The sequence below is a fragment of the Thermobispora bispora DSM 43833 genome, assembly GCF_000092645.1.
Classification (GTDB): domain Bacteria; phylum Actinomycetota; class Actinomycetes; order Streptosporangiales; family Streptosporangiaceae; genus Thermobispora; species Thermobispora bispora.
The window spans coordinates 3,191,886-3,215,638 of the sequence record NC_014165.1 but is presented as its reverse complement, the minus strand read 5'-3'; the positions used below and the strand labels follow the sequence as shown (position 1 = coordinate 3,215,638).

General features: G+C 69.9%; 18 protein-coding genes. 9 read left to right on the top strand and 9 right to left on the bottom strand.

Features of this window, described 5'->3' with window-relative positions; genetic code table 11:
• Window positions 1-54: 54 nt before the first annotated feature.
• Complete coding sequence (locus TBIS_RS13605) at window positions 55-1,230, bottom strand: cytochrome P450 (RefSeq protein WP_013132979.1); 1,176 nt, start codon at window positions 1,228-1,230, stop codon at window positions 55-57.
• 383 nt (window positions 1,231-1,613) lie between these two features.
• Between TBIS_RS13605 and TBIS_RS13600 the strand changes: the two genes are divergently transcribed.
• Entirely contained in the window at window positions 1,614-1,829 is a 216-nt protein-coding gene (locus tag TBIS_RS13600; protein ID WP_013132978.1) for a hypothetical protein, read from the top strand.
• A 335-nt stretch (window positions 1,830-2,164) separates the two neighbouring features.
• Entirely contained in the window at window positions 2,165-2,632 is a 468-nt protein-coding gene (locus TBIS_RS13595; protein WP_013132977.1) for an ATP-binding protein, read from the top strand.
• A gap of 12 nt (window positions 2,633-2,644) precedes the next feature.
• On the opposite strand, the gene TBIS_RS13590 is transcribed toward TBIS_RS13595, so the two are convergent.
• Window positions 2,645-3,157 (bottom strand): shikimate kinase, encoded by a 513-nt coding sequence (locus TBIS_RS13590; protein ID WP_242384273.1) that lies wholly within the window; start codon window positions 3,155-3,157, stop codon window positions 2,645-2,647.
• 88 nt (window positions 3,158-3,245) lie between these two features.
• On the opposite strand from TBIS_RS13590, the gene TBIS_RS13585 reads away from it, so the two are divergent.
• From TBIS_RS13585 to TBIS_RS13575, 3 genes are all read left to right on the top strand, one after another.
• Window positions 3,246-3,641, top strand: coding sequence for a ChaB family protein (locus TBIS_RS13585; protein WP_013132975.1), 396 nt, complete (start codon window positions 3,246-3,248; stop codon window positions 3,639-3,641).
• Between the two features lie 248 nt (window positions 3,642-3,889).
• Window positions 3,890-4,138, top strand: coding sequence for a BON domain-containing protein (locus TBIS_RS13580; protein WP_013132974.1), 249 nt, complete (start codon window positions 3,890-3,892; stop codon window positions 4,136-4,138).
• Window positions 4,135-4,863, top strand: a complete 729-nt coding sequence (locus TBIS_RS13575) for a metallophosphoesterase family protein (RefSeq protein WP_013132973.1) — start codon at window positions 4,135-4,137, stop codon at window positions 4,861-4,863. Before TBIS_RS13580 ends, TBIS_RS13575 begins: the two co-directional genes overlap by 4 nt.
• 120 nt (window positions 4,864-4,983) lie before the next feature.
• On the opposite strand, the gene TBIS_RS19450 is transcribed toward TBIS_RS13575, so the two are convergent.
• Window positions 4,984-5,133 carry a GPGG-motif small membrane protein gene (locus tag TBIS_RS19450; protein WP_013132972.1) on the bottom strand — a complete coding sequence of 50 codons (150 nt, stop codon included), beginning with the start codon at window positions 5,131-5,133 and terminating at the stop codon, window positions 4,984-4,986.
• A gap of 219 nt (window positions 5,134-5,352) precedes the next feature.
• On the opposite strand from TBIS_RS19450, the gene TBIS_RS13570 reads away from it, so the two are divergent.
• The gene (locus TBIS_RS13570; RefSeq protein WP_013132971.1) at window positions 5,353-5,949 is read left to right on the top strand and encodes a nucleotidyltransferase family protein; all 597 of its coding nucleotides are present in this window, start codon (window positions 5,353-5,355) and stop codon (window positions 5,947-5,949) included.
• A gap of 430 nt (window positions 5,950-6,379) precedes the next feature.
• On the opposite strand, the gene TBIS_RS13565 is transcribed toward TBIS_RS13570, so the two are convergent.
• The 3 genes from TBIS_RS13565 to TBIS_RS13555 form a co-directional block, all read right to left on the bottom strand.
• Window positions 6,380-6,757 (bottom strand): rhodanese-like domain-containing protein, encoded by a 378-nt coding sequence (locus tag TBIS_RS13565; protein WP_013132970.1) that lies wholly within the window; start codon window positions 6,755-6,757, stop codon window positions 6,380-6,382.
• 222 nt (window positions 6,758-6,979) lie between these two features.
• Window positions 6,980-7,747 (bottom strand): VOC family protein, encoded by a 768-nt coding sequence (locus TBIS_RS13560; RefSeq protein ID WP_013132969.1) that lies wholly within the window; start codon window positions 7,745-7,747, stop codon window positions 6,980-6,982.
• A 225-nt stretch (window positions 7,748-7,972) separates the two neighbouring features.
• Complete coding sequence (locus TBIS_RS13555; RefSeq protein ID WP_148231530.1) at window positions 7,973-8,500, bottom strand: EVE domain-containing protein; 528 nt, start codon at window positions 8,498-8,500, stop codon at window positions 7,973-7,975.
• A 152-nt stretch (window positions 8,501-8,652) separates the two neighbouring features.
• On the opposite strand from TBIS_RS13555, the gene TBIS_RS13550 reads away from it, so the two are divergent.
• The 3 genes from TBIS_RS13550 (at window position 8,653) to TBIS_RS13540 (ending at window position 11,211) form a co-directional block, all read left to right on the top strand.
• Window positions 8,653-9,195, top strand: a complete 543-nt coding sequence (locus TBIS_RS13550) for an RNA 2'-phosphotransferase (protein ID WP_013132967.1) — start codon at window positions 8,653-8,655, stop codon at window positions 9,193-9,195.
• 342 nt (window positions 9,196-9,537) lie between these two features.
• Window positions 9,538-9,975, top strand: coding sequence for a MarR family winged helix-turn-helix transcriptional regulator (locus tag TBIS_RS13545; RefSeq protein ID WP_041431591.1), 438 nt, complete (start codon window positions 9,538-9,540; stop codon window positions 9,973-9,975).
• A gap of 54 nt (window positions 9,976-10,029) precedes the next feature.
• Window positions 10,030-11,211: an MFS transporter gene (locus tag TBIS_RS13540; RefSeq protein ID WP_013132965.1), complete on the top strand. Its 1,182-nt coding sequence runs from the start codon at window positions 10,030-10,032 to the stop codon at window positions 11,209-11,211.
• Window positions 11,212-11,635: 424 nt separating this feature from the next.
• Here the strand turns inward: TBIS_RS13540 and TBIS_RS13535 are convergent, their stop codons facing one another.
• The 3 genes from TBIS_RS13535 to TBIS_RS13525 are packed head-to-tail and all read right to left on the bottom strand — an operon-like array spanning window position 11,636 to window position 23,651.
• The gene (locus TBIS_RS13535) at window positions 11,636-15,652 is read right to left on the bottom strand and encodes an Eco57I restriction-modification methylase domain-containing protein (RefSeq protein ID WP_013132964.1); all 4,017 of its coding nucleotides are present in this window, start codon (window positions 15,650-15,652) and stop codon (window positions 11,636-11,638) included.
• Complete coding sequence (locus tag TBIS_RS13530; protein WP_013132963.1) at window positions 15,649-18,486, bottom strand: helicase-related protein; 2,838 nt, start codon at window positions 18,484-18,486, stop codon at window positions 15,649-15,651. Before TBIS_RS13530 ends, TBIS_RS13535 begins: the two co-directional genes overlap by 4 nt.
• Window positions 18,483-23,651, bottom strand: coding sequence for a DEAD/DEAH box helicase (locus TBIS_RS13525; RefSeq protein ID WP_013132962.1), 5,169 nt, complete (start codon window positions 23,649-23,651; stop codon window positions 18,483-18,485). The genes TBIS_RS13530 and TBIS_RS13525 overlap by 4 nt, the downstream gene beginning before the upstream one ends.
• Between the last annotated feature and the right edge of the window lie 102 nt (window positions 23,652-23,753).

Here is a 23,753-nt window from a genome sequence, read left to right as displayed (position 1 = left end):
GGGCCGGGGCCGGCCCCGGCCGTCTCCACTCCGCCGCTGGTGGCGGGCCGCGCCTCACCAGGTGACCGGGAGCTCGCTGAACCCCTCGGTCAGGGCGCCGGCCCGCCGCGACAGGCTCTCGTACGGCACGGCGAGGCGGAGCTCCGGGAAGCGCCGGAAGAGCGTGCCGAACACCGCCTGCAGCTCCACCCGGGCGAGGCTCGCCCCCAGGCAGTAGTGGGCCCCGTAGCCGAACCCGACGTGCGGGTGGGTCGTCTCCCGGCGGATGTCGAACCGCTCGGGGTCCGGGTAGACCCGCGGGTCCCGGTTGGCCGCGAACGTGGCGAGCACCACCAGGTCGCCTCGCTTGATCCGCACGCCGCCGACCTCGACGTCCGCGTGCGCGTACCGGAGCAGGCCGTGCTGGCTCGGCACGGCCATCCGCATGATCTCCTCGACCGCGCCCGGGGCGAGCGACGGGTCGCGGCGGAGGGCGTCGAGCTCGCCTGGGTTGCGCAGCAACAGCAGCACGCCATAGTCGATCTGGTTCACCGTGGTCTCGTGCCCGGCGAAGAGGAGCCCGCCGGCGATCATGGCGATCTCCTCCTCGGGCAGGTCGGCCGCGGCGAGCTCGGAGTACACGTCCTCGGCGGGGTTCTCCCGCTTCGCCTTGACGATCTCGTAGGTGTACTCGTTCATCTCGCGCATGGCCGCGGCCGAGCGCTCCGGGTCGGAGAGGTCCGTCATCTCCACCGCGATCCCGCGGAACCTGTCCCGGTCCTCGTACGGCACGCCCAGCAGCTCGCAGATCACCTGGACGGGCAGCGGCACCGACAGGCACGCGTGGAGGTCGCACGGCGGCCCCTGCTCGGCCATCCGGCCGAGGAGGTCGTCGACGAGCCCCTGGATCCGCACCGAGAGCGCGGCCATGCGGCGCGCGGAGAAGGCGGGGGCGAGCAGCCGCCGCAGCTTGGTGTGCATCTCCTCCTCGGTGGCGTAGTCGCCGACCGGGCCGCCGATCAGGGCGCTGTTCGACAGGCGCGGCGCGTCCTCCGGGACCGGATGCGACCGCCCGAACCTGGGGTCGGCGAAGATCTGCCTGATCTCCTCGTAGCCGGTGACCAGCCACGCCTCGTCGCCCGCGGCGGTGAGGACCTTCGCGATCGGCGCGGTGGCGCGGAGCTCGGCGTAGGCGGGGGAGACCTCCAGCGGATCGGAGCGTTCGAAGGGCAACCGAGGAAGTCCGGGCATGTGACGATCCCCTTCCGTACGGTGAACGACGAGGGTTGTCTCCCGGATCCGGCGCGGCCCAACGGTGTCGGCTGATTGATTTGCGTGGAAATTGCATGGTTTGTCGGCTTTAGTGCTGTTGTGTGCGTTTGTCGGGCCGTGCGGTGCGGCGGATCGGGCCTACGGCGCCGCGTTTCCGATGGCGGGCGGGGCGGCCTGCGGGATCGGCGGAGAAATTTAAAGCGCAGGTGAGATTCGGGCAGGAATCAAATTTCTTTTTCATGGCGGAAAAATCACCGCCAGGCCGCTCATGGGAGTGCCCCCGCCGGGGAGAAGGCCGGTGACTACGGTTCGTATCGGGATGAACACGGCTCTTGTGGTGCCGGCCGTGGGGGTGGTGGCGAGTGCGGTCCGACGACGCCGAATGGGAGAAGCTGCGCAGCGAGTACGCGGGACGCTGGTCCATCTGGCGGAGCGACGCCGGCCGCTGGTACGCGACCCGTCTGACGAGGTCCCTCTCCCGGGCCGAGATCGACCAAGGGCTGGTCATGACCGCATCCGGCGACAGCCCCGAGGAGCTGCGCTCACAGCTCAGCACCCAGGAGCGGCTCGCCCGGTGACGCCGTCAGGAGCGGCTCGCCCGGTGACGCCGCGGACCCCGGGCGGCCGGTCAGTGCGCCGCGGGTCACGGCGGGCCGCACCCGCATTTCACTAAATTTCATTCTGTTTCTTGATCATGAGGTGTGGCCGGCCCGGATGGCTCCCGTGGTGGATGAGAAGCCGGTGCGATATGAGGTGAGCTGGGCACTCGTCCGGGGCGGCCCGCCGATGCCGGGCGAACCTCACGGTGGGCGGCGTAACAATTGGACGCTTTTTTCGTCAGATGCCGTTCACATCAGTCCCTCGGGTGCGTATCGTGAGCTGTGGGAGCGCTCCCATCGTTGAAGGAGGCGCAGTGACTCGCCCGTTCGGAGCGGTACCACTCGACACGCCACCCGTGCGGACCGTCGAGTGCCTCCTGCCGGCAGTCGACAGGAGCGTGGCGGCGGCGCGATCGGTGGTCCGGCGTGAGCTCGGCCGGTGGGGGCTGGATCGTTTGATCGACGATTGCTCGCTCATCGTCAGCGAGCTGGTCACCAACGTCATCCGGCACGGCGGCAGCAGCGTGTTCATCCTCCGGCTCGGCACCAACGGCACCTGGGTCTGCGGAGAGGTCTTCGATCAGGGCGACGGTCTGCCCCGGATGCGCGAGGTCGGCACGGACGCCACCGACGGGCGAGGGCTGCTCATCGTGCACGAGCTCGCCGACGACTGGGGAGTCGCCCGTTCCGCCCGGGGCGGCAAGACCGTCTGGTTTCTCGCGGGAACCGCCACCGCGCAGCGGATCCCCAACCCGGCGGACTCCCAGATCGTGGTCTGCTGAACCCTCCTGGCGTCACGCTGCGCCGAGGTGACGCAGCACCTCCGCGCTGATCTCCTCCGGCGTACGCGACCCGCAGTCCACGGTCACATCGGCCACCTCGCGCAGCCAAGGGAGCCTCCGCTCGCGCTGCTCGGTCAGCATGGCCACCAGGTCCGGCTGGAAGTGCGGCCGGTGCGGGCTCGACAGCATCCGCTCGGCGAGGACCGCCGGCGGGCCGTCGAGGAACACCACGAACGCGCGGTGCAACGCCGCGCGCGATGCCGGGTCCTCGACCGTGCTCGCCGCCGCCGCGATCACCGGCACAGGGCGGGCGGCCAGCGCCTCCCGCAGCACCGCGCTCTCCCGGGCGTGCAGCTCATCCGCGCCGAACTCCGCGGCGATCGCCGCCGCCGTCATGCCGTACCGGGCCTCGAGATCGTCGTCGTTATCGCGTAACGGGCGCCTCAGAGCCTCGGCCAGCAGGCGGGCCACGCTCGTCTTCCCCGCCCCCATCAGCCCGGTCACCACCACCGGCGAATCGATCACGCAAGCCATGGTGCCCGCTCCGGCCCCAGGTTTGAAGCCGTCCAGCCGGGCATAGCTCGTGACGACGGCACCCGAAGGGGGCGCGACCATGCCAGGACGAGAGGAACTACCCTCCACCCTCCAGCGCTCGCCCAAAGCGGCGCAGGAGACGTGGATCAAGGCGCACGACTCGGCCGTCGAGACGTACGGAGAGGGGGAGCGGGCCCACCGGACCGCGTTCGCGGCGCTCAAGCACTCCTTCGAGAAGGTCGGCGACCACTGGGAGCCGAAGTCCGCCAAAGGCCCCTCCGACGAGCAGGCCGAGAAGAGCACCCCGGCCTCGGGGACGACCGCCGAGGGCGTGAACGCCAACGCGCCCATGAAGCACCTGCGCGGCATCGCCTCCCGGCTCGGCATCGCGGGCAGGTCCACGATGACGAAGGACGAGCTCGTCGACGCGATCAAGAAGGCGAACCGCCGGGCCACGGCGAAGGCCAGGAAGTGACCCCGCCAGGGGACATGACCGGCAGGGAGCGTCCCGGCGCCGGTCGCGGATCGCCGCCCGGCCGGGCCGGGGGATCCCCGGCCGGGCTGGAAGAGCGATCCCACGCCGATGGCCGAGAGGCCGCCCATACCGGCCCCGGGCGGGCCGGGCCGGCCGCGGGTGGGTTGGAAGAGTGATCCCACGTCAATGGCCGAGAGGCCACCCAGCCAAGCCCGGGCGGGCCGTACCGGAAGCGCGAGGGGGTGGTCATGCAGGAGGCACCGCACTATGTGGCCGCCCGCGTCCAGCGGGCGCTCGCCGAGGACGCGCGGACGAACGAGCTCGGCATCCGGGTGGACGTCCGGGGGGAGCACGTCTACCTCCGCGGGCAGGTCTCGGGCGCCGAACGGCGCCGCGAGATCGAGCAGGTGGCACGGGAGGCGGCCCCCGGGCTTCGCGTGCACAACGAGCTCACCCTCGTCGAGGTACGCGATCCCGGAGAGGAGGAGCACCTGTGAGGGAGCTGCGGATCGCCGCCGTCGCCGACATCCACATGGGTGAGGACCTGCGCGGCCAGTACCGGAGCAGGCTCGAGGGCATCGACCGGCGCGCCGACCTGCTGCTCGTCGGGGGCGACCTCACCCGGCACGGCACGGTCGAAGAGGGCAAGGTGGTCGCCGACGAGCTGCGCGGCCTCCCGGTCCCGGTGGTGGCCGTGCTCGGCAACCACGACTACCACTCCGACGCGCAACGGCAGATCATGTCGATCCTGCGGGACGCCGGGATCATCGTCCTCGACGACCAGAGCGTGGTCCTCACCATCGACGGGGTACGGGTCGGCGTCGTCGGGGGAAAGGGCTACTGCGGCGGATTCGCGGGCAAGTGCGCGAGCGAGTTCGGCGAACCCCAGACCAAGGCGCTCGTCCGGCACACCCGGGAGATCGCCGAGCGGTGGCGCGACGAGCTGCGGAATCTCGACGCCGACCGGAAGATCGTCTTAAGCCACTATTCGCCGGTGAAGGACACGCTCATGGGGGAGCCGCCGGAGATCTATCCGTTCCTCGGCAGCTACCTTCTGGCGGAGGCGGCCGATTCCGAAGGGGCGGATCTGTTCGTTCACGGCCACGCGCACGCCGGAACGGAGAAAGGCGTGACCCCCGGTGGGATCATGGTTCGCAACGTCGCGGTTCCCGTCATCAAACACGCGTACGCGATTTACTGCATGGACCACGACTCCCACTGAGCGAGCGTCCCGGGGACGCGGCCGCGGAAAACGCGCCGGCGCGTCCGCGAGGAAAGCCGCCGGAAGCCCGCGCCGGATCACCGGATGGAGGGTCAGCGCAGGCCGTACGGCTCAGCTCGGTCATGGTCGGAAGATGCTGATGCCTCCGGGGCCCACGAGGAATCCGAGGATGATGAGCACGATTCCCCACAGGATCTGCCGGCGCGCGATGATGACGTAGATGCCGGCGATCACCAAGATCACCGCGATTATCCATAGCAGGGTAGCCATGGTTTGACTCTGCCCGGGAAAATCGGCTCGTAACATGAGGCCGGGCGTCTCGGGAAGCCGTATGGAGATCGGAGTGATGCCGGCTCCTAATCGCGCGGTATCGCAGTCGAAGAGGCGCTTGCGCGATTCCGTGGACGTGATCGGATTGCGCGTTGATCGAAGGGCTTCTTTCTCGGATATCGATTGTTTGCGGGCCGCTTACCCGGGGAGTGCCGGTAAGTGGGCAGTCACGGTCACGCCGTCACCGACGCGATTCTCGAGACCCTCAAACGCGCCGGTGCCGGCCTGAAAGAGGCCGGGGTGCGCTTCGCCCTGGCCGGTGGGTGCGCGGGGTATGCGCGTGGTGCCGCGCCCTCGCTGCACGACGTCGATTTCGTGCTCGTCCCGGAGGACGTTCCGCTCGCCACCAAGACCCTCGAGGGCCTCGGGTTCCGGATCGTGCGGCCTCCGGAGGACTGGCTGGTCAAGGCCTTCGACGAGGCGGGCGTGCTCGTCGATCTGATCTTCTCCCTGGCGGACCGCCCGGTGACCGAGGAGATGATCGCGCGGGCGGAGATGCTCAACACGGCCGCGGTGAGCCTCCCCGTGCTCAACGCCACCGACCTCGTGGTGAGCTGGCTGCTCCCCCTGTCCGAGCACACCTGTGATTACGGCGCGCTGCTGCCCATGGTCCGGGCGATGCGGGAACAGGTCGACTGGGACCGGGTCGCCTCGATCGTCGCGTCCTCGCCGTACGCGTCGACCTTCGTGGTCCTGCTCGAGCGATTGCACATCATCGAGCCGACCTCTGCCTCGGCGGGCAGTACCTGGCCGTAGCCCGCGGAGGGCGCCTTCGGCCGGATCGCGCCTCCCGATCGCACCGCAGCCGTGCCCTGTGGCCGGCCGGCACCGGAGAAGCGGTCGTGGTCCGGTCGACCCGGGGTGAGGCCTGTTCCCGGTCCGTGGCGCCTCTGCCGGTACGGACCGGTACGGCCGAGCCGGTTCACTGCGCTGGGGTTGACCGGTCCCGCGGGCGGCTTAAGGCCGAGCATCCGGCAGCGTTGCCGCGGACCTCGGCCTTTGCATGATCGCTCGGCCCGTTGTACGGCGGCCCGGCGCGTTGTCCAATCGTCCGCGTGTTGTCCGGTCGTCCGCGTGTAGTTCGGTCGTCCGCCTGTTGTCCAATTCGGGCACGCTGCACGGTGGCTCGACCCGTTGCAGGCCGGCGGCCCGGTCCGGGATGCGGCCGGGCCGCCTCGGCGCCGGATCAGATCACCCGGCCCGGTTCGCCGTCCGCGGTCACCACCGGCAGCCCGGCCGCCTGCCAGGCGAGCATGCCCCCCACGACGTCGATGGCGGCGAATCCGGAGGCCCGGAGCAGCGAGGCGGCACGCGCCGAGCGAGCACCGGAACGGCAGATCGTGAGCACGGTGGCCGACAACGGCAGCTCGCTGCGCCGCTCCACGATCTGGTCCACGGGAATGTGCCGGGAGTCGGGAGCGCTGCCCGCCGCCCACTCGTGGCGATCCCGGACGTCGACCAGCACGGCGCCCTCCTGCTGCTGCATCCGGTGGGCCTCGAAGACGTCGACGCGTTTGCGCTGTCCCGGCGTGTTCCCGCGGACCAGCCGGTTCCACAACCTCATGTGCGCTATCCCCCCTGGTTCCCCTATGCCATCCGAATGTACGGCGGGGTATGCCAGGGTCCCCGGACGGTTCCGTGATACGGAACGCAGCATTGGGTGTGGAAAGGCAAAGGATCAGTGGCGGCTCTCCGGCCGGGCACGGCGGAGCCGCGCGGCCGCCCGGGTCACCAGACGGGAGTCATGACCGACCGGGGCACCAGGCGGGGGTCATGACCGACCGGGTCACCAGGCGGGGGTCATGACCGAGAAGCGCGCTCCGTGCGGGTCGGCGAGCATGGCCATCCGGCCCACCCCCTTCACCTCCTCGACCGGCATGATCACACTGCCGCCCGCCCGCTCGGCCGCCGTCACCGCCGCGTCTGCGTCGGTGACCTGGAAATAGGGCAGCCAGTACGGCCGCGGCGCGTCCGACTCCACCCGTGTGATCCCCCCGAACGCGTCCTTCTCGTCGCCGGTAGGGCTCACCCGGGTGTAGGTGAAGTTCTCCACCGGTGTCTCGTGGTAGCGCCAGCCGAACAGCGAGCCGTAGAAGGCGCGCGCTGCGGCGGGGTCGGAGGTGTGCAGCTCCACCCACAGCAGCGCTCCGGGGCAGCCCACCACGTCGAGGCCTTGGACCTTGCGCGGCTGCCAGATGGCGAACGCCGCCCCTTGTGGGTCGGTGAAACCGGCCATCCGCCCGTTGTCGAACACGTCCATCGGCGAGAAGCGGACGACCCCTCCCGCCCGCTCGACCGATCCGGCGGTCGCGTCGGCGTCGGTGACCCCGAAATAGACGGTCCACGCCGGTACGTCGTTCTCCCGGACCAGCGGCCCTGCGGCTGCCACCGTTCGCCCGTTGAGCTGGAAGAATCCGTAGCCTCCGGCCCGCGCGCCGAGCGACAGGAACGTCCAGCCGAAGACGGCGCCGTAGAAGCCGACGGTCGCCTCGATGTCCCGTGTCCCGAGGTCGATCCAGCTCGGTGTTCCCGGGGCGTGTCGCGTCGTGGCCATGAGGGGTCCTCCTCGTGCGGTGCATCGGGTCCGGAGCCGTCTCCTGGGCGGAGGCTGCGCCAGATCGCTTCGGGTGGCCGCAGCATGGCACCCGTCACCGACAATTTCCGGTTCGTCTTATGTCCGGCGGTGAGCCCGGACACCCCTCGATCGCCCCGGGCGACTCGGGACCCTGTGCGCGGACGCGGTCACGAGGAGGCCGTACCGGCGATGACGACCGGGCGTCTAACCGCGTGCGCCTGCTGCCTTGCCCACCGGCCGGATCGCGGCCAGGTATCCGGGGATCGCGACATCCGGGCTTATGGTCACGGCGGCCAGCTCCTCCCTGAGCAGGGCGGCGTCCGGCTCGCCGATCTCCAGCAGCGGCCGCCGGAGCCGGATCGACCAGGCACCGGGACGCTTGTCCGGGAATGCGGCGAGGCGCGGGACCAGAGGCACGAGTTCCACGCCCGTCAGGTACGGCGCCAGCGCATGGACCCTGATCTCGCAGCCACGGGTGAACTCCCGGCCGGCGATGCCGATCGGCCGATCGTACGGGACCACCTCTGAGGCGACCGTGGCGAGACCGATGACCCGGGTGCGGTCCCGGGTGGGGTTGTGCCAGCACCCTCGGGTGGTGAGGATGAACAGCTCGTCTCCCGGCTTGAGCCGGTTGACCTCGCTTCGGTTGGTCGGCGGGAACGCCATCCGCGACTCCCGTAACACCCAGGCGACGGCCTCACGCTCACTGAGGATCAGCAGGTACGCGCTCACGATCGGCACCGTATCGGAGGCCCTCTCGTCGGTGGTAGCGCGGCCGAGGTGCGATGATCCCGAGGCGACCGGGGCGAAACCGGGCGATCCGGTCCGGCCGGGATGTCACACTGCCGAGTAGGACGGTGCGAGGATTCAGGCGAGGCGCGGCAGTGGACGAGCGGCGGCTGGTACGGATCTCGAAGTACCTGGCCAAACACCTGCGCCACCGACCCGAGCGCATCGGCATCGAACTGGACGCGCACGGCTGGGTGGAGATCGACGCGCTGCTGGCCGCGACGGCCGCGCACGGGTTCCCGATCTCCCGGGAGGAGCTGGAGGAGGTCGTCGCCCGCAACGACAAGCGGCGCTTCATGATCGACGGCGACCGGATCCGCGCCAACCAAGGGCACACGGTGCCCGTCGACTTAGACCTGCCGGTCGTCGAGCCGCCCCCGCTGCTCCACCACGGCACGGTCGCCCGGAACCTGCCCGCCATCCGCATGGAAGGGCTCCGGCGGATGGGACGCCACCATGTGCACCTCTCCCCGGACCGCGAGACCGCCCGCGCGGTCGGAGCGCGCCGGGGCGAGCCGGTGGTGCTCGTCGTGGAGGCCGGTGCGATGCACGCGGCCGGGCATGAGTTCCGGGTGAGCGCCAACGGCGTGTGGCTCGTCCACCACGTCCCACCCCAGTTCATCCGATTCCCCGGCTGAACATCCATTCCCGCTCCGCGGCCCCGGCCCGGCGGACCAGGGGATCGGCCGATCGCCGCGCGCGCCGGTGCGCCGATGCCGGGGTGCACGGTTCCGGCCCGGCGGCACCGGATGATCCCGTCCGATGCCGCACCGCGGCGCCGGGCCATTGGGAGAGTACCGGTGGTGCGGGCCCGGCCGTGACCGGGTGGAGCCGCGTGGCCGCCCGGTGCCGCCGTGGTCTGCGCGAACTCGCCGGGCGGCGGCGAACCGCTGCGCGGGGTGCCGGCGTCCCGGTCACTGCTTGTGCTCCAACTTGTCCGGTCTTGTATTACATAGAGCAACTATGTAATTTTGATGAACATGTCGCAGAGTCTCGGCGCTGACTTGCTGGCGGTGGTGGCCCGGCTCAACCGGCTCGCCACCCAGCGGGCCCGGCTGCCGCTGCCGTACGCCCAAGCCCGGTTGCTGTCGACGATCGAGGACCAGGGCGAGGCCCGGATCTCCGACCTGGCCGCGCTCGACCACTGTTCGCAGCCGACGATGACCAATCAGGTCCGCCGCCTGGAGGAGGCGGGCCTGGTATCCCGGGCCGTCGACCCGAGCGACGGGCGGGCGGTGCTCATCCGGATCACCCCCAAGGGCGCGGAGACGCTGAGACAGGCCAGAGTGCAGCGTGGCGCCGTGATCGACCCCTATCTGGAACGCCTCGACCCCGAGGAGCGCGCGACGCTCAGGGCCGCCGTCGGCATCTTGCGCCGGCTGCTCGACGAGGTGTCCGCGCCGGTCACGGCTCGCTGAGTTCGCGAGATCCCGCAAGAGATCCCCGGCAACCGAAGAGGAGCTTTCGCCGGTATGTGGCGTCAACCCAAGGCCGTGTGGGCCGTCGCCTTCGCCTGCGTGGTGGCGTTCATGGGCATCGGCCTGGTCGATCCGATCCTCAAGCCGATCGCCGAATCCCTGAACGCGACGCCGTCCGAGGTATCGCTGCTCTTCACCAGCTATATGGCGGTGATGGGAGTGGCCATGCTCATCACCGGCGCGGTGGCCAGCAGGATCGGGGCCAAGCGCACGCTGCTGGCCGGGCTGGCGGTCATCATCGCCGGCGCGGGGCTGGCCGGCATGTCCGACACCGTGCTGGGGATCGTCGGCTGGCGCGCCCTGTGGGGGCTCGGCAACGCGCTGTTCATCGCGACCGCGTTGGCCACCATCGTCAACGCGGCGCGCGGGTCGGTGGCGCAGGCGATCATCCTCTACGAGGCCGCACTCGGGCTGGGCATCGCGGTCGGCCCGCTGGTCGGCGGTGTGCTCGGCTCGATCTCGTGGCGAGGGCCCTTCTTCGGGGTCTCCACGCTGATGGCGGTGGCGCTGCTGGTGACCGCATGGCTGCTGCCGCCGACGCCGCGCTCCGCGCGGGCGACCACGCTGGCCGATCCGTTCCGGGCGCTGCGGCATCGCGGGTTGCTCGGTGTCGCGATCACCGCGCTGCTGTACAACTTCGGCTTCTTCGCCCTCTTGGCGTTCACCCCGTTCCCGCTCGACATGACCGCCCACCAGATCGGGCTGATCTTCTTCGGCTGGGGTGTCGCGTTGGCGTTCACCTCGGTGGTGGCCGCGCCCCGGCTGCAGGCCCGATTCGGCACGCTCCCGGTTCTCCTGTGGAACCTCATCGCGCTCGCCGCGACGTTGGTGGTGATGGCGCTGGGCACGGACGTCAAGGCGGTGCTGGCGACGTGCGTGGTGGTGGCCGGCTTGTTCATCGGGATCAACAACACGCTGATCACCGAGACCGTGATGACCGCGGCACCGGTCGAACGCGGGGTGGCCTCGGCCGCCTACAGTTTCGTGCGGTTCTCCGGTGCGGCCCTGGCGCCGTGGCTGGCGGGCTGGCTCGGCGAGCAGGTGAACGTGCACCTGCCGTACTGGGTCGGCGCCGCGGCGGTCCTCCTGGGCGTCGGTGTGCTGGCCGCCACCCGCCGCCACCTCACCGGCCGCACCGCCGCCGAGCAGCACGAACCGGTGAGGTCGGCGGGCTGACCGGCATCGGCGGCGGAGAGCACGCCCGGGTGCCGCCTGAGGCGGGCGTCGCATTGTCATAACGGAGTGTCACTAGGATCGATCATCCGGTGATGAACGCGCGGCTCCGACTCCAGCCGCTATCGCGCTGCCCTTCTCTAAGAGCGCCAGGGTGACACCCGCTCGGACGTCGCGGCAATGCCCCGAGGCGGCCAGGCATACCTGCCCGTCCCGGTACATGTGCCGACCAGCGGCTGGCACCCGCCGATGCCGTATCAGGCACCGAGGCGGTTGGTAGGGACGAGGTCACGGGCGCGCAGAACGCCGCACGCACGATCTCGCGGGCGTGCGCTCAGCGGCGGGCCGGCTTCTCGTAGCGCTGCTGGGCGGGATGAGGATGGGGCGCCCGTAAGCCGAGCTGTTCGAATGTCCAAATTGATCACATTCAGCGGGCCGGGTGGCGCGGACCGTGGCCGGGAGGCGGATCGAGCGGCGTTCGGTACGGCCTGCGCCCATCGATTGCGTCTTGCATGGCGTCGTAGATCTCCAAGATCAACCGCTTGGTGCGGTACTCGCCGTATTTCGCCTCGTCCTTGCGCTTGACGATCGGGAACGTCTCCATGATGTAGTCCACGTCGTCCCGAGCGACGCCATAGAGGTGGAAGAATGCTGCGTCGAGCTCGGCCCGGATAAGCGCACGCCGGTTTTCGTCCCATACGAATGGCGGTCCTTCATCGCCGAGATCTCGTGCGATTGGTTTCATTGCGTGGGATGTGTAATAGAGTTCGATTATGCGTGTTGACATCCATGAACTCAGGGGATCCTTAGATTCCCAAGGGGTGTTCTCGTTGAAAGTTTCAGGCAATAATGTTGGAAATTGTTTCACATAGAAATAGGTAATCGATGTTGCGCCCACCTTTTGACGGGTTACAAAATCAAATACATAGCTGGACCAAATCGCGCTAAGTAACTCCGCTCTATGGGCTAGCGCGAGCGGCAGCTTGTGGCCAACCGCCACTCGAGGAAAGATGCATGCGATCATAGTTCGTTCATCGGTTGCCCGAGCTATGTCACGCCATCCCAATAGCCATTTGTGATTCCAGCCCTTATTTTGTAGCTTTTCTTCAATGTCCGCCTCTGATATCCAATAGCGCGGAAGTACTACGTAATCCGGGTTCAGTTTTTCAGTTAGGGTGAGTTCGCGAGTGGAACCATCGGGATTGTAAGTGGCCCAGCGGTGGTCGTAGTAGTGGAGCATCTTGGCCTCGTACAGCGGGAGCAGGCGCTCCTCGCCCTTTACGAGGACGTTGCCCTCCAGCCGCCAGCCGTCGGCGAACATGCTCTCCAGGGTCTCCCCATTAGCCTCGCTCGGGCGGAAGAGATGTGAGTCGTTCGCCATATCGAACATGCGCATAAATTTGATTCCCCACGGGTTGCCGTCCTCATCGCCTTCCTTGATCAAGATCGGCACGCGGCGATAGATGCCGAGAGTGATCTCAGCATCGCGACGCGAGCGGAAAATCGGACAGGTGCCGGTGTTCGGATTCAGCAGCCTGATCTCATCAGATGTCAGGGTGAATCGCTTTTCCTCGTCGCTCAATTGCGCCGCATCGTGCAGGAAGAAGGCGAACTCGGCCTGATCCACGCGGCTAGCGCGTCCCGCCACCGTGAGCAGGCAGAACTTGTAGCTCCGGTGTACCTGTCCGAAAATCCCCTTCGCGTTCTCGAAGTCATAGAGCGAGACCAGTGAGCGGGTGGTCACCAGGTCCTTGAAGAAGTGCTGGGTGGTGGCGTCGGTGGCGATGCCGGTGGGCACGATCACACCGAGTCGGCCGCGCGGGTGGAGCAGGGTCCGGTTGTTCTCGGCGAAGATCGCATAGGTGTTCACATCTCCCCGCGCCGTCAGCGGGTAACGCCCGGATCTGCGCACGAAATGGCTTTCGCCATCGGCCTGCCGTTTGGCGTCGATGAACTCCCGGTAGAGCGCTCGCCCATCCTCCGACTCGGCCAACGCCTTGATCAGTTTCTCGCGGGCCGCCTTGTTGCCCGCAGTGGCGATCGCCTCATCGCGGGAGGCGAAGAACTCCTTTTCGGAGAGCTTCACCTTCTCCCACGGCGGATTGCCGAGCACGCAGGTGAAGCCGCCCGCCCAGCCGGTGTCCGGGTTGAGGTCCACTGCCGAGCCGTTCACCCGGAAGATTTCCGGGAACTCCAGGTGCCAGTGGAAGAAGCGGTATCGCTGAACCAGCCGGTCAAGTTCCTTCTCGACCGGTTCGGGCAGGGTGCCGCCCGCCTGCAGCCGCCAGAGGGCATCCGTGGTGATCGCGGGCGGGGCGTCGGCGTTCTTGCGCCAGACGAACGCCGCACACCAGGCGTCCGCGATGCGGCGCGCCCGGACGAGCTCCTCGGAGTTCTGGAACTCGCGGAACCGGCGCTCCTGCTCCCGCACGTCCGCGATCCGGGAGGCGGGCATGGCCGCCAGCGCCAGCGCCTGCTCGGCCAGCCTCTTGTTCCCAATCCACTCCCCGGAATCGAACAGCGTCTGTTGGCCCCTCCGCTCCTCCGCGTTCTGCTTCCGCACCGCGGAGACGATCTTCCTGTCGTCCCCCTCTATCGGCTGGAACGCCTCGTCGGGGATGCCCTGGGCCAGGAGCGCGGGCGTGACACCCAGCAGGGAGTTGCCGACCTTGATATGCGCGTCGAGGAAGGCCAGGGGCTTGCCGGGCTCGAGCGATTCGATCCACAGTGAGACCTTGGCCAGCTCGGCGGCGAGCGGATTGATGTCCACGCCGTAGATGCACCGGGCGACGACCTTCCGCATCGCCTCGCGCACGGCCGATGGCACGGGCTCGCTCTCACCGGTCACCATGGCCGCGTACCGTTTGGCGATCCGCCGGGCCGCGGCGACGAGGAAGTGGCCGGAGCCGCAGGCCGGGTCGCACACCGTGATCTTCAACAGGTCGTCGGGGTTCCCGGACTTGGCGTGCTCGTCGATGACGGGGTCGAGCGCGCTGTCGAGCAGCGCCTCGATCAGCGGTGCGGGCGTGTAGTACGACCCGGTGGTCTTCCGGTCGTTCCCGGAGACCTTCTCCCGGAGCTTGAACCTCGGCCCGGTGCCGTTCGTGTCGGCGTACGGCTCCAGCTCCAGCAGCGACTCGTAGACGCTGCCGAGCTCCTCGGCCCCCAGGTGCTGGAAGTCGACATCGCGCGGCCGGCCGTCCTTGTCCCTGACCGTGCACATCTTCCGCACCGCGGTGAGCAGCGCGTTGTTGGGCAGGGTGCACCGGAGCAGCTGGTCGGGCCGCGGCTCGCCGGTGAGGCCGCGCCGGTCGTCGGACACCCGGAAGAACAGGCCGCCGAGCCCGGGCAGGGCGAGCTCGGGCAGGCCGTTGTCGCTGCCGAGCGCCGCGATCACCATCGCGGTCGAGCGCCACAGGTCGCTGTGCCAGTCGCCGGCGCGGCGGACCGCCAGGCGGCGCAGGCGGCGGCTGGAGAAGTACGCCGTGTAGCGGTCCTTGGCCTCCTGGGGAGCGGCCGGGTCGAGCAGTGCGCCGCGGTCCTCGGCGACGAAGATGAAGATGAGCTGGTAGACCAGGCGCAGCAGCTCGTGGTGGAAGTCCTTGCGGCTGAGCCGGCCGGAGGCGAGCTGCTCCCGCAGCTCCGGGTTGGCCCTCAGGAAGCCGCTGCCGAGCTCCTCCATGGCCTCTTTCACGCCGTTGCGGAGCTGGTCGCGGGCGCGCACCCCGGTCTCCTGGGCGTACGCGCGCCACTTCTCCAGCCAGCAGTCCGCGCAGGTGGGCGCCGAGTCGTCCCCGGCGATCAGCTCGAAGCGCGAGGCGTGCAGCAGCGTGTAGAGCAGCACGAACTCGGAGTAGAGCTCGCCGTCGAAGATCGCCTCGAGGTCGAACTCGATGTACGCGGAGCCGACCAGCGAGGTCGAGTCGCGCAGAATGCGGAGCCGCCGCCCGTTGGAGAGCACCCCCCACAGGTGGTCGTCGGAGAGGTTGAGGAACTCCTGGAGCATCGCCTGCGGCGCCCGCTTGCTCACTCCGGGCACGCTCTTGTCGAGCGGGGTATGCCAGCCCAGCAGGTGCATCGGCACGTTGTGCCACAGGTGGGAGATCGGGAAGTCCTTGCCGCCCGCGTGGAGGCTGCCCCGGTTGTACGGCACCCGCCCGAAGCCGAGCTCGCTGAGCAGCACGAGGAGCCAGCGTTCCCGGGTGAGCGTGGTGGCGGCGTCTCCCTCCGGCAGCTTCGCCAGCCGCTCCCGGAACGCCCGGTAGGCGCCGAGCAGGTAGTCCCACCGGCGGCTGGCGGCGTCACCGAGCCGTTCGGACGCGGCGAGGTGGTAGTCCTCGGGCCGCATGCCGGGGAGTTCCCGGTCGGCGGTGGCGATCCGCGAGAGCACGTCGTGCGAGAGCAGGCCGCCGTGCACGTCGACGGCGAGGTAGGCGTTCGTCATCGGGCATCACCCGTGGGGAGGTAGACGTAGACGCCGAGCACGTCGGCGGGACGGTTGGCGATCACCTTCAGTCCTCTCGTGGCCGCGCCGGCCGCGCCGCGGACGCGCTGGTGCGCTTCGGCGAGCCGGGCGGCGAGCGCGTCACCGCGGGCGTTCAGCTCCGTCTCGAACTCGGGGGTCAGCACGCGGCGGACCGTTCCGTTCGACTCGTCCTCGATCTCGCTGACGATCTCGGCGAGGGTCCGCTCGGCCGCGCGGCGGACGAGTTCGGGCAGGGTGTTCTCGGGTTCGGCGGTGAGCAGGGCCGAGATCTCGTCGTCGGTGAGCCACTCCCGGCCCGCCGCACCGCTCCGGTAGCCGAGGATCTGCGCGTCCTCCGCGACGATCGTCCGGGTGCCGGTACGGCCGGGCAGCCTGACGTGGAAGCGGTACCGGACGAGCAGGAGCACGGTGCGGGCGGAGACCGCGCGGGTACGGATGACCCCGCAGCGCCGGGCCGGGCCTTCACCCTCCAGCGCCATGTCGAGCACGGTCCGGGCGAGGGCACGGACCATCGGGTCGGTGCGGACCAGGGCGTGGCCGCCGGGCGGTGCCGGGACGTCGTGGTGGAAGTCCAACGTCTCGGTCCCGCTCAGCCCGAGTGCGTGTTGTACGGACGGGGCAAACTGCCTGATGTCGGCCCGGAACCCGGTCTCATGGGAGTCGATGATGGCGCCGAGCCCGGAGAGGGCCTCCCGGGCGAACCGGGCGACGTCGGCGGGCACACCGAGGGCGGCGCGGATCTCGGCGAGCTCCCGCTGGACCTCCTCGAGTTTGATGCCGGAGTGCGCGTACTTGGTGCGGAGCTTCGACTCGCGGTCCGCCGCGCTCTCCCAGGCCCGGTGCACCTGGTCGCGGGTGCGGGTCACGCCGAGGTCCAGGGCGAGCTGCTCCTGGCTCTCCTCGCCGCGCAGCAGCACGCCCTCGACCAGCGCGGTGATGACGTCGTCGCTGCCGGCCGGGACGGGCACGGCGACACCGGTCTGCCGGGCGATGGTCTGGTGCTTTCGGATGAGGACGTCGAGGACGACCCCGTCGATGCCGTTGTCGAGGCCGTAGAGGGTGACCGCGCGCACGATCTCCTTGCGCTGGCCGAACCGGTCGACCCGGCCCTCCCGCTGCTCGTGCCGGGTGGGGTTCCACGCCAGGTCGTAGTGGATGACCGCCTGGAAGAGCTCCTGCAGGTTCACGCCCTCGGACAGGCAGTCGGTCGCCACCAGCACGCGCCGGCCGCTCTCCTTGCCCAGGTCCTCGATGACCTGCTGGCGCGCCTCCGGGGGAAGCTGCCCGGTCACGTGGCGGACCTGTGCCCTCTTGCCGAGGGCGGCCGCCAGGTGCTCGGCGACGTACTCCGCCGTGGGGATGAACCGGCAGAAGACGACCGGGTCGTATCCGTCGTCGAGGAGCTCCTTGACCTCGGAGATCAGCGCGGCCAGCTTCGCGTCCTCCTGCGGGCCTTCGATCTTCCGGAAGGCTCGGGCCAGCCGCTTGAGCCGCTCGACGTCGTCGTCCTCACCGGTGCGGCCGCCGGCCGCCGCGTCGAGGCCCTCCAGGCCCTCTTCCTCGGTGAAGTCGAGGACGCTGGAGCGGCCGAGCTCGTCGGCCTCGGACGCGGTCTCCGCGGCCGCGGTCGCGGACCTGGTCTCCAGCGCGGCCGCCGCGGCCCGGGGCGAGGAGGCCACGGACCGGAGTAATGCGAGGGCCGACCACCAGGAGACCCGCTGGCGCAAACCGCTGCCGGGCTTGCGCACGGTCTCCCGGGCGTAGGCGAGCACCTGCCGGGTGAGCTTGGCGTACTCGCCGGTGAGCGAGTAGCCGACCTCGCGCACCTGACGGTCGCAGGGAAAGGGCGTGTCCTGGTCGAGGTAGCGGCGGATGTCGCGGCGGCGGCGCTGCACGAAGTGCCGGGCCAGCGTCTCCCGGCCCTTGACATCGTCGAGGTCGAGTGTGGCCAGCTTGGGATCGAGCAGGCCGATGAGGTTCCGGAAGGCCTCCTCATCGCCGCTGTGCGGGGTGGCGGTGACCAGGATGAGGTGCCGATCGCGGTCGGCGGCGAGCTCCTGCAGCAGCCGGTACCGGAGCTGGCGCTGGCGGCTGGACGTGCCCGCCGCGACGCAGGTGTGCGCCTCGTCGACGATGACCAGGTTCGGGCAGGTCCGGACGAACTGCTGATACCGGCGGTCGGACTTGATGAAGTCGAGCGAGACCACGGTCACCGGGTGCCGGTCGAAGATCGTTTCGTCGAGCCGCAGGTCGCGCTCGAGCCGGGTCGCCGTGGACGGCAGCACCAGGGTGGCCTCGATGGCGAACTTGTCGCGCAGCTCGGCCTGCCACTGCTCGGCGAGCGCGGGGGAGCAGAGCACGGTCAGCCCGTTCGCCTCGCCCCGCTCCATGAGCTCCTTGGCGATCAGGCACGATTCGATGGTCTTGCCGATGCCGACGTCGTCGCCGATCAGCAGGCGCACGGTCGGCATGCGCAGCGCCAGCAGCAGCGGGACGAGCTGGTACTGCCGGGGCTCCACCGCGATCGACGCGAGCGAGCGGAACGGCCCGGCGCTCGAGGTGAACCCGATGCGCAGCGCCGTCCGGAGCAGCCCTGCCGCGCTGTTGTCGCCCACCTCGTCAGCGGTCGGTGGGGGGAACGTGGCGTCGGAGACCTCGTGGGCGAACAGGCAGGCCTCGAAGTCGGGGTCGCCGTTGAGCGGGCGGGCGAGGATGAACCGCTCGTCGCCGCCCGGCTGAACGACCCACTCACGCCCGCGGGCGGCCACCAGCGAACCGGGAGCGTAGCTCATCGGCCGCTCCTCCCGGTGCCGAAGACGCTCGGATACTTGCGCACGATCTCGTCCCACTCGTCGTCGTACCGGAATCTGATGACCAGCCACCCGAGCTCCATGAGCCGGTCCTCCGCCTCCATGTCGCGTTCGCTCACGTGGGGCGCGTCGTGGTGCGGGCCGTCCACGAAGATCGCGATGTTCCCGCCCTTGGTGCGGTAGACGAAGTCGGGCCTGGCCCGGGCCTCGGAGATGAACTCCTGCGCGCCGTCCGGCAGCCGGTAGCCCCCGGCCCGGAGGAACTCCACGAAGTCGCGCTCGAGCCCGCTCTCCGCGGCGCCGAGCAGGCTCGCGGCGTGCTCCTCGGCGGTCCGGTGCGCACCGCCGGCCGGGACGGTCGTGGACGAGGCCAGCGCGCGGAGGAGGTCCACGACCTTGTGCCGGTCGATGGCGGCGTGCCAGGGCTGGTTGGTGTAGGAGAGCAGGCAGTCGTAGCAGCCCCGCTCGCAGCGCTCGCGGGCCCCGGGCGCGTGCCCTCGGTCCTCGCCGGTATCAGGGTCGAAGTGGATGATCTCGAGTGCGCGCCTGGCCACCCTGGCGAGGGCGTCCGGTTCGTCGTGCAACCGGCGGAGCACGCCGGCTCCGCCCTCGGCGCTCTCGATGAACAGCATCCGCCCGCGGTCCGCCGGGTCGGGCAGCGCCTCGCTGGTCAGCTCGGCGTCCTCGAGCTGGAATTCGGCCTCGATCCCGCGCTCCAGCGCGTACCGGAGCGTGGTGGCGACCTGCTCATCGACGGGATCGGCGAGCCGGATCACGCAGATGTTCTTGCGGTCCTCCACGAACGGGACGACCTTTATGCTCCGCTGGACGTCCTCGGTGGAGCTCAGCCCGTCGTCCTCCGGGGTCCGGTCGGCCGCCTTGGATTCGCTGAGCCACTGCCCGCGGACGGGGTCGAGCCAGAAGCCGATGTCGTTCCGGTTGCGGCGGCCCCTGCGGCCGAGGTTGATCACCCGCACGGTGGCGGTGTCGCCGTACACGAGCGTGGCCAAGGGCTCGTCCCCGCGCCGTACCTCCGCCTGGAGGCGGCCGGAGCGGGCGCCGTGCGTGCTGAACCGGTAGGTGGTCTGCAGCTCGAACCCGGCGCGGCGCCGCTCCTCCTCGTCGGAGGAGATGCGCTGGCGCCGCACGGTGTGCACGGTCTGCAGGTGCATGAGGCCGGCGAGGGACCCGCCGAGTTCGGCGTCGCACTCGACGCAGCGGTCCACGCCCGCCTCCCGGTCGTGCCAGTACCCGCACGAGGCGCAGATCCGGGCCTCGGTCGTGGCGACCTCGCCGGACTCACCCGTCGGCACCTGGATGCTGACGACCTGGTAGCGCTGCCCCTCGTGGTAGATGAGCGCGCCGGGGCCGAACTCGTTGATCGCGATGAACCGGGGGCGCTGCACGTAGGTCCCGCCCAGCCTGGTCCCAGGGATGTACGCGGCGAGCGGGAGCCGCGGGAACGAGTACCCGGGGAGGAAGCCCTCTGAGGCGAAGTAGCGGTAGGTGTAGAAGTCGCTGAACTGCCCTTCGCCGTCCTCGTTCTTGAGCAGCCGCAGCTGGTTCTCCGCGTGCTCCCGGCGCCGCTGGGCCGCCTTGCGGGCCTGCGGGGTGGTGGCGTGGTCGAGGACGCGGCGGTTCTGCTCCTCCTGCTCGGCGAGGGCCGCCCGGTAGAGGTCCCGCCACCGGTCGCAGGCCGCGTCGAACCTCTCGGCCGCGGCCCGCACGGTGTCCTCGATCCAGCCGTCGTACCACCAGGCGCTCCGCTCCAGCCCTTCCCGTTCCAGGAGGGTGGCGAGCACCTCCTTCGCGCGCTGCACGGCGCGGCGGCGTGCGCCCTCGTCGGCGAGCTGCAGCCGCAGGTGCTCGTGGAGGGGCAGGCCCGGGCGCGAGACGTCGATCACGTCGGTCATCCGGCTGTGCAGGTCCGCGCGGGTCTCGGCGAGCCAGATCGCGTGCACGTGAGAGCGGATCAGGTCCTCGTTGGTGAGGTCGAGCCGCGGCGGCTGGACGCTGCCGGCGACCATGAGGTCGCTGCGCCGGAAGTAGTACTGGTCGTGCGCGTTGCCGGTGGAACAGTACGTGGTGATCAGTGCCGGCTGGCCGCTCCGGCCTGCGCGGCCGGAGCGCTGGGCGTAGTTGGCCGGCGTCGGCGGGACGTTGCGCATGGCCACCGTGGCGAGGGTGGCGATGTCGACACCGAGCTCCATGGTCGGGGAGCAGTAGAGGAGAGGCAGCTCCCCGTCGCGGAACCGCTGCTCGCGCTCCTGGCGGTCCTCCGCCCGCACCTGGGCGGTGTGCTCGGCCGCGCGGATGCCCGCGAATTCCTCGGCGATGCGCAGGTACAGGTCGCGGAAGTACCGGTTGACCCGGGTGCCCACCTCCGGGTCCACGGTCTTGCGGAGCGGGTCCGTGGCCCCGGTCTCCCCGTCGCCGGCCAGCCAGATCAGCTCGGAGGACTTCAGCCGGTAGCCCATGGCGCCATCGGGGCTCTCCTCGACCACGGTGAGCAGGCCGTACTTCTCGAGCGCGCCCAGCAGATCGGCGATCACCCGGTCGGCCTCCTCGACGGTGAGCCGCCGCCCGAGGTGCGGGAACGTGTTGTGACGGCGCAGATAGTTGCCGAGCAGGGTGCGCCCGTTGAAGTTGATCCAGTCGCGGCTCTGGCCCGGGCGGTTCGTCCGGGCGAACACGATGCGCGCGGTGTCCCGGCCGCTCTCCGGCAGCGCCCACGCCTCGGTGAGATGCTGCGTGCTCTGCTTGTAGATCCGCTCGTACCCCTCCGGGGTGAGAACGTCCACGTCCACCGCGAGGGCCCGGCGCATCTCATCGAGCACGATCCGCGCCAGCTCCTCCCGCAGTTCGGGGTCGGCATCGCGCAGCGCCGGGTGCGTGCCCGCCCAGTGCTCGGTGTCCGCGGCGATCTCGCCCAGGGCGACGTAATCGAACCGGAGCAGCCCGGTCTGCTCCAGGTTCGGCATGGTGATGCGCCAGCCGCGCTCGAGATCGAGGTAGATCAGGTAGGCGAGGACCCCGCGGAACGCCCTGAGCACCGCGTCCCGCTGGCCGAACTTCACCTCGGGGTTCTGCGCGATCGCGGTGAGCGGCAGGTTCATGGCCTTGGCCACCCGCTGGGCGAGCTCGTCGTGGCGCAGCCCGTCCTCTCCCGCCGCCTTCGCCGCACGGTAGAGGGCGGCCCGCACCTGGGCCACCTGGACGAAGTCGTTCAGGTGACCGGCCTGGAGGCTGGCGTCCTGCCGGTTGTCGACGAAGGTGAGCAGCTTGCAGGCCTCTTTGCCGAGCCGACCGTGATCCCGCTCCTCCCGCAGGCTCCGCAGGATGCTGGTGCTGATGATCGACACGGCCGAGCTGCGGCCCTCGCTGGCGAACGTGGCGAGCTTGGCGATGTCCTTGCCCCGGCTCTGCTCGTACGAGACCCGGCACCGCAGACAGAAGCGGAACGGTGACGGGATGTACCACGTGCGGAGGCCCTCGCCCGGCGGCACCTCCCTCCCCTCCGGGCTGAGCCACACCTCCTTGGGCAGGCGATCGGCGAGCGAGGGGCGCACCTGAACCCCGCCGTCCGCGGTCGGCTCCAGCCAGGAATCCGGCAACCGGCCCTCCGCCACGGGGTCGGCCGGCCAGGGATGCGTGCTGCTGATGTACAGGTAGCCGTTGACCGCGTCGCCGCCCGAGGCGTCGGCCTCCTGGCGGGGGCCGTACCGGCCGTCCTTGCCGCGTGTGACGACCGCGTACTCCTGACCGCACTCCCGGCAGAAGGCGAGCGGGAGGAGGATCTTGTTCCGCTCCCTGGGGACGCTCACCTGGTACTGGCTGGTGATGTACCGCCGGTCCTCGGGTTCCAGGCTGACGTAGGTGGTGTCGCCCTTGGAGAGGAACTGGTGGAGCCGGAACGCGAACAGCGGCCGCCGGGTCTCCGGGTGCTCCGCCTGGGCCCCTTCCTGGAGGACCTTCTCGATCGCCTCCCGGCACTCCTCGGCGGGGCGGCCGGTGGCCTGGTGCAGCCGTTCGGCGGCGTCGGCCACCTTGGTGGGGCGCTTGCGGACCAGCCTGCCGGTCCTCGGCTCGGCCGTGAGCCCGAACTCGGACTCGATCCAGCAGGCGAGGGGGTCCTCGGCGAGCTCGAGGTAGGACCGGCCGCTGCCCGCCTTCGCCATGGCGGCGGTGAGCTCGGCCGGGGTCGGGTCCTTGTCCGCGGTCGCCCGGACCAGGGTCTCGCCGATCACCCGGTCGGCGGTGACGGTGGTGCCGAACAGTCGGCTCGCCACCTCGGCCACCACCTGCTGCGCCTCGGCGAACGTCCGGGTGGTGGCCATGGTCGCCGAGGTGCCCACGCACTGGAGGTTTGGAGCGTTACACGCGTCGCGCAGGCGCCGTACCAGCAAGGCCACGTCCGCGCCCTGTCGTCCCCGGTAGGTGTGGAGCTCGTCCAGGACGAGGAAGCGCAGCCCTTGCGCCGCTGCGATCAGATGGTCGCGCTCCCGGGGCCGGGTGAGCAGGTACTCCAGCATCACGTAGTTGGTGAGCAGGATGTCCGGCTTGCGGGCGAGGATCCGGTCCCGCTCCTCCTGGCTCTCCTGGCCGGTGTAACGGTCGAAGGTGACCGGGCGCTCGTGCTTGGCCAGCCCCCACTCCAGGAAGCGGCGCAGCTCGTGGAGCTGGCTGTTGGCGAGCGCGTTCATCGGGTAGACGACGATCGCCTTGACCCGGCCCGGGGCGGGGTCCCGGAGGACCGAGTCGACGATCGGCAGGATGTAGCTGAGGCTCTTGCCGGATCCGGTCCCCGTCGTCAGCACGTAGCTGCCGCCGTCCCGGGCGGCCTCCACGGCCTCTCGCTGGTGCCGGTGGAGGGCGATCGGGCGGGATCCTGGATCGTTCCAGTCGGTTTTGATGCGGAACAGCCGGTCACAGGTCGGGTGCAACAGGCCTTCCTGTACCAGCTCGGTGATCGTTCCGCCGGGCGCGAAGCTGGGGTTGAGCGAGACCCACGGGTCGGGCCAGCGGACCTTTGCCTGGCGTTCCTCCGCGAGATGCTCGGCGATCCGCTTGTCGCGGACGTGGACCAACGATGTGGTGAACGCGTCGTAGTCGGCGATGAGCCGTTCGTGCACGCGGAAGACGTCCATGCCAGGCCACTACTTTCCTGATGTCTGGTAGTGAGCCGTATGTCGGCTTCTATTGGTTTGTGAATGAAGTGTGCCAGTAAGGATATTGATAACTGATTACCG

Coding starts and splice junctions, on each gene's coding strand:
- TBIS_RS13565 (WP_013132970.1), bottom strand. CDS start 6,757: ATGAGGTTGTGGAACCGGCTGGTCCGCGGGAACACGCCGGGACAGCGC.
- TBIS_RS13585 (WP_013132975.1), top strand. CDS start 3,246: ATGCCAGGACGAGAGGAACTACCCTCCACCCTCCAGCGCTCGCCCAAA.
- TBIS_RS13560 (WP_013132969.1), bottom strand. CDS start 7,747: ATGGCCACGACGCGACACGCCCCGGGAACACCGAGCTGGATCGACCTC.
- TBIS_RS13605 (WP_013132979.1), bottom strand. CDS start 1,230: ATGCCCGGACTTCCTCGGTTGCCCTTCGAACGCTCCGATCCGCTGGAG.
- TBIS_RS13545 (WP_041431591.1), top strand. CDS start 9,538: ATGTCGCAGAGTCTCGGCGCTGACTTGCTGGCGGTGGTGGCCCGGCTC.
- TBIS_RS19450 (WP_013132972.1), bottom strand. CDS start 5,133: ATGGCTACCCTGCTATGGATAATCGCGGTGATCTTGGTGATCGCCGGC.
- TBIS_RS13540 (WP_013132965.1), top strand. CDS start 10,030: ATGTGGCGTCAACCCAAGGCCGTGTGGGCCGTCGCCTTCGCCTGCGTG.
- TBIS_RS13530 (WP_013132963.1), bottom strand. CDS start 18,486: ATGAGCTACGCTCCCGGTTCGCTGGTGGCCGCCCGCGGGCGTGAGTGG.
- TBIS_RS13535 (WP_013132964.1), bottom strand. CDS start 15,652: ATGACGAACGCCTACCTCGCCGTCGACGTGCACGGCGGCCTGCTCTCG.
- TBIS_RS13525 (WP_013132962.1), bottom strand. CDS start 23,651: ATGGACGTCTTCCGCGTGCACGAACGGCTCATCGCCGACTACGACGCG.
- TBIS_RS13580 (WP_013132974.1), top strand. CDS start 3,890: ATGCAGGAGGCACCGCACTATGTGGCCGCCCGCGTCCAGCGGGCGCTC.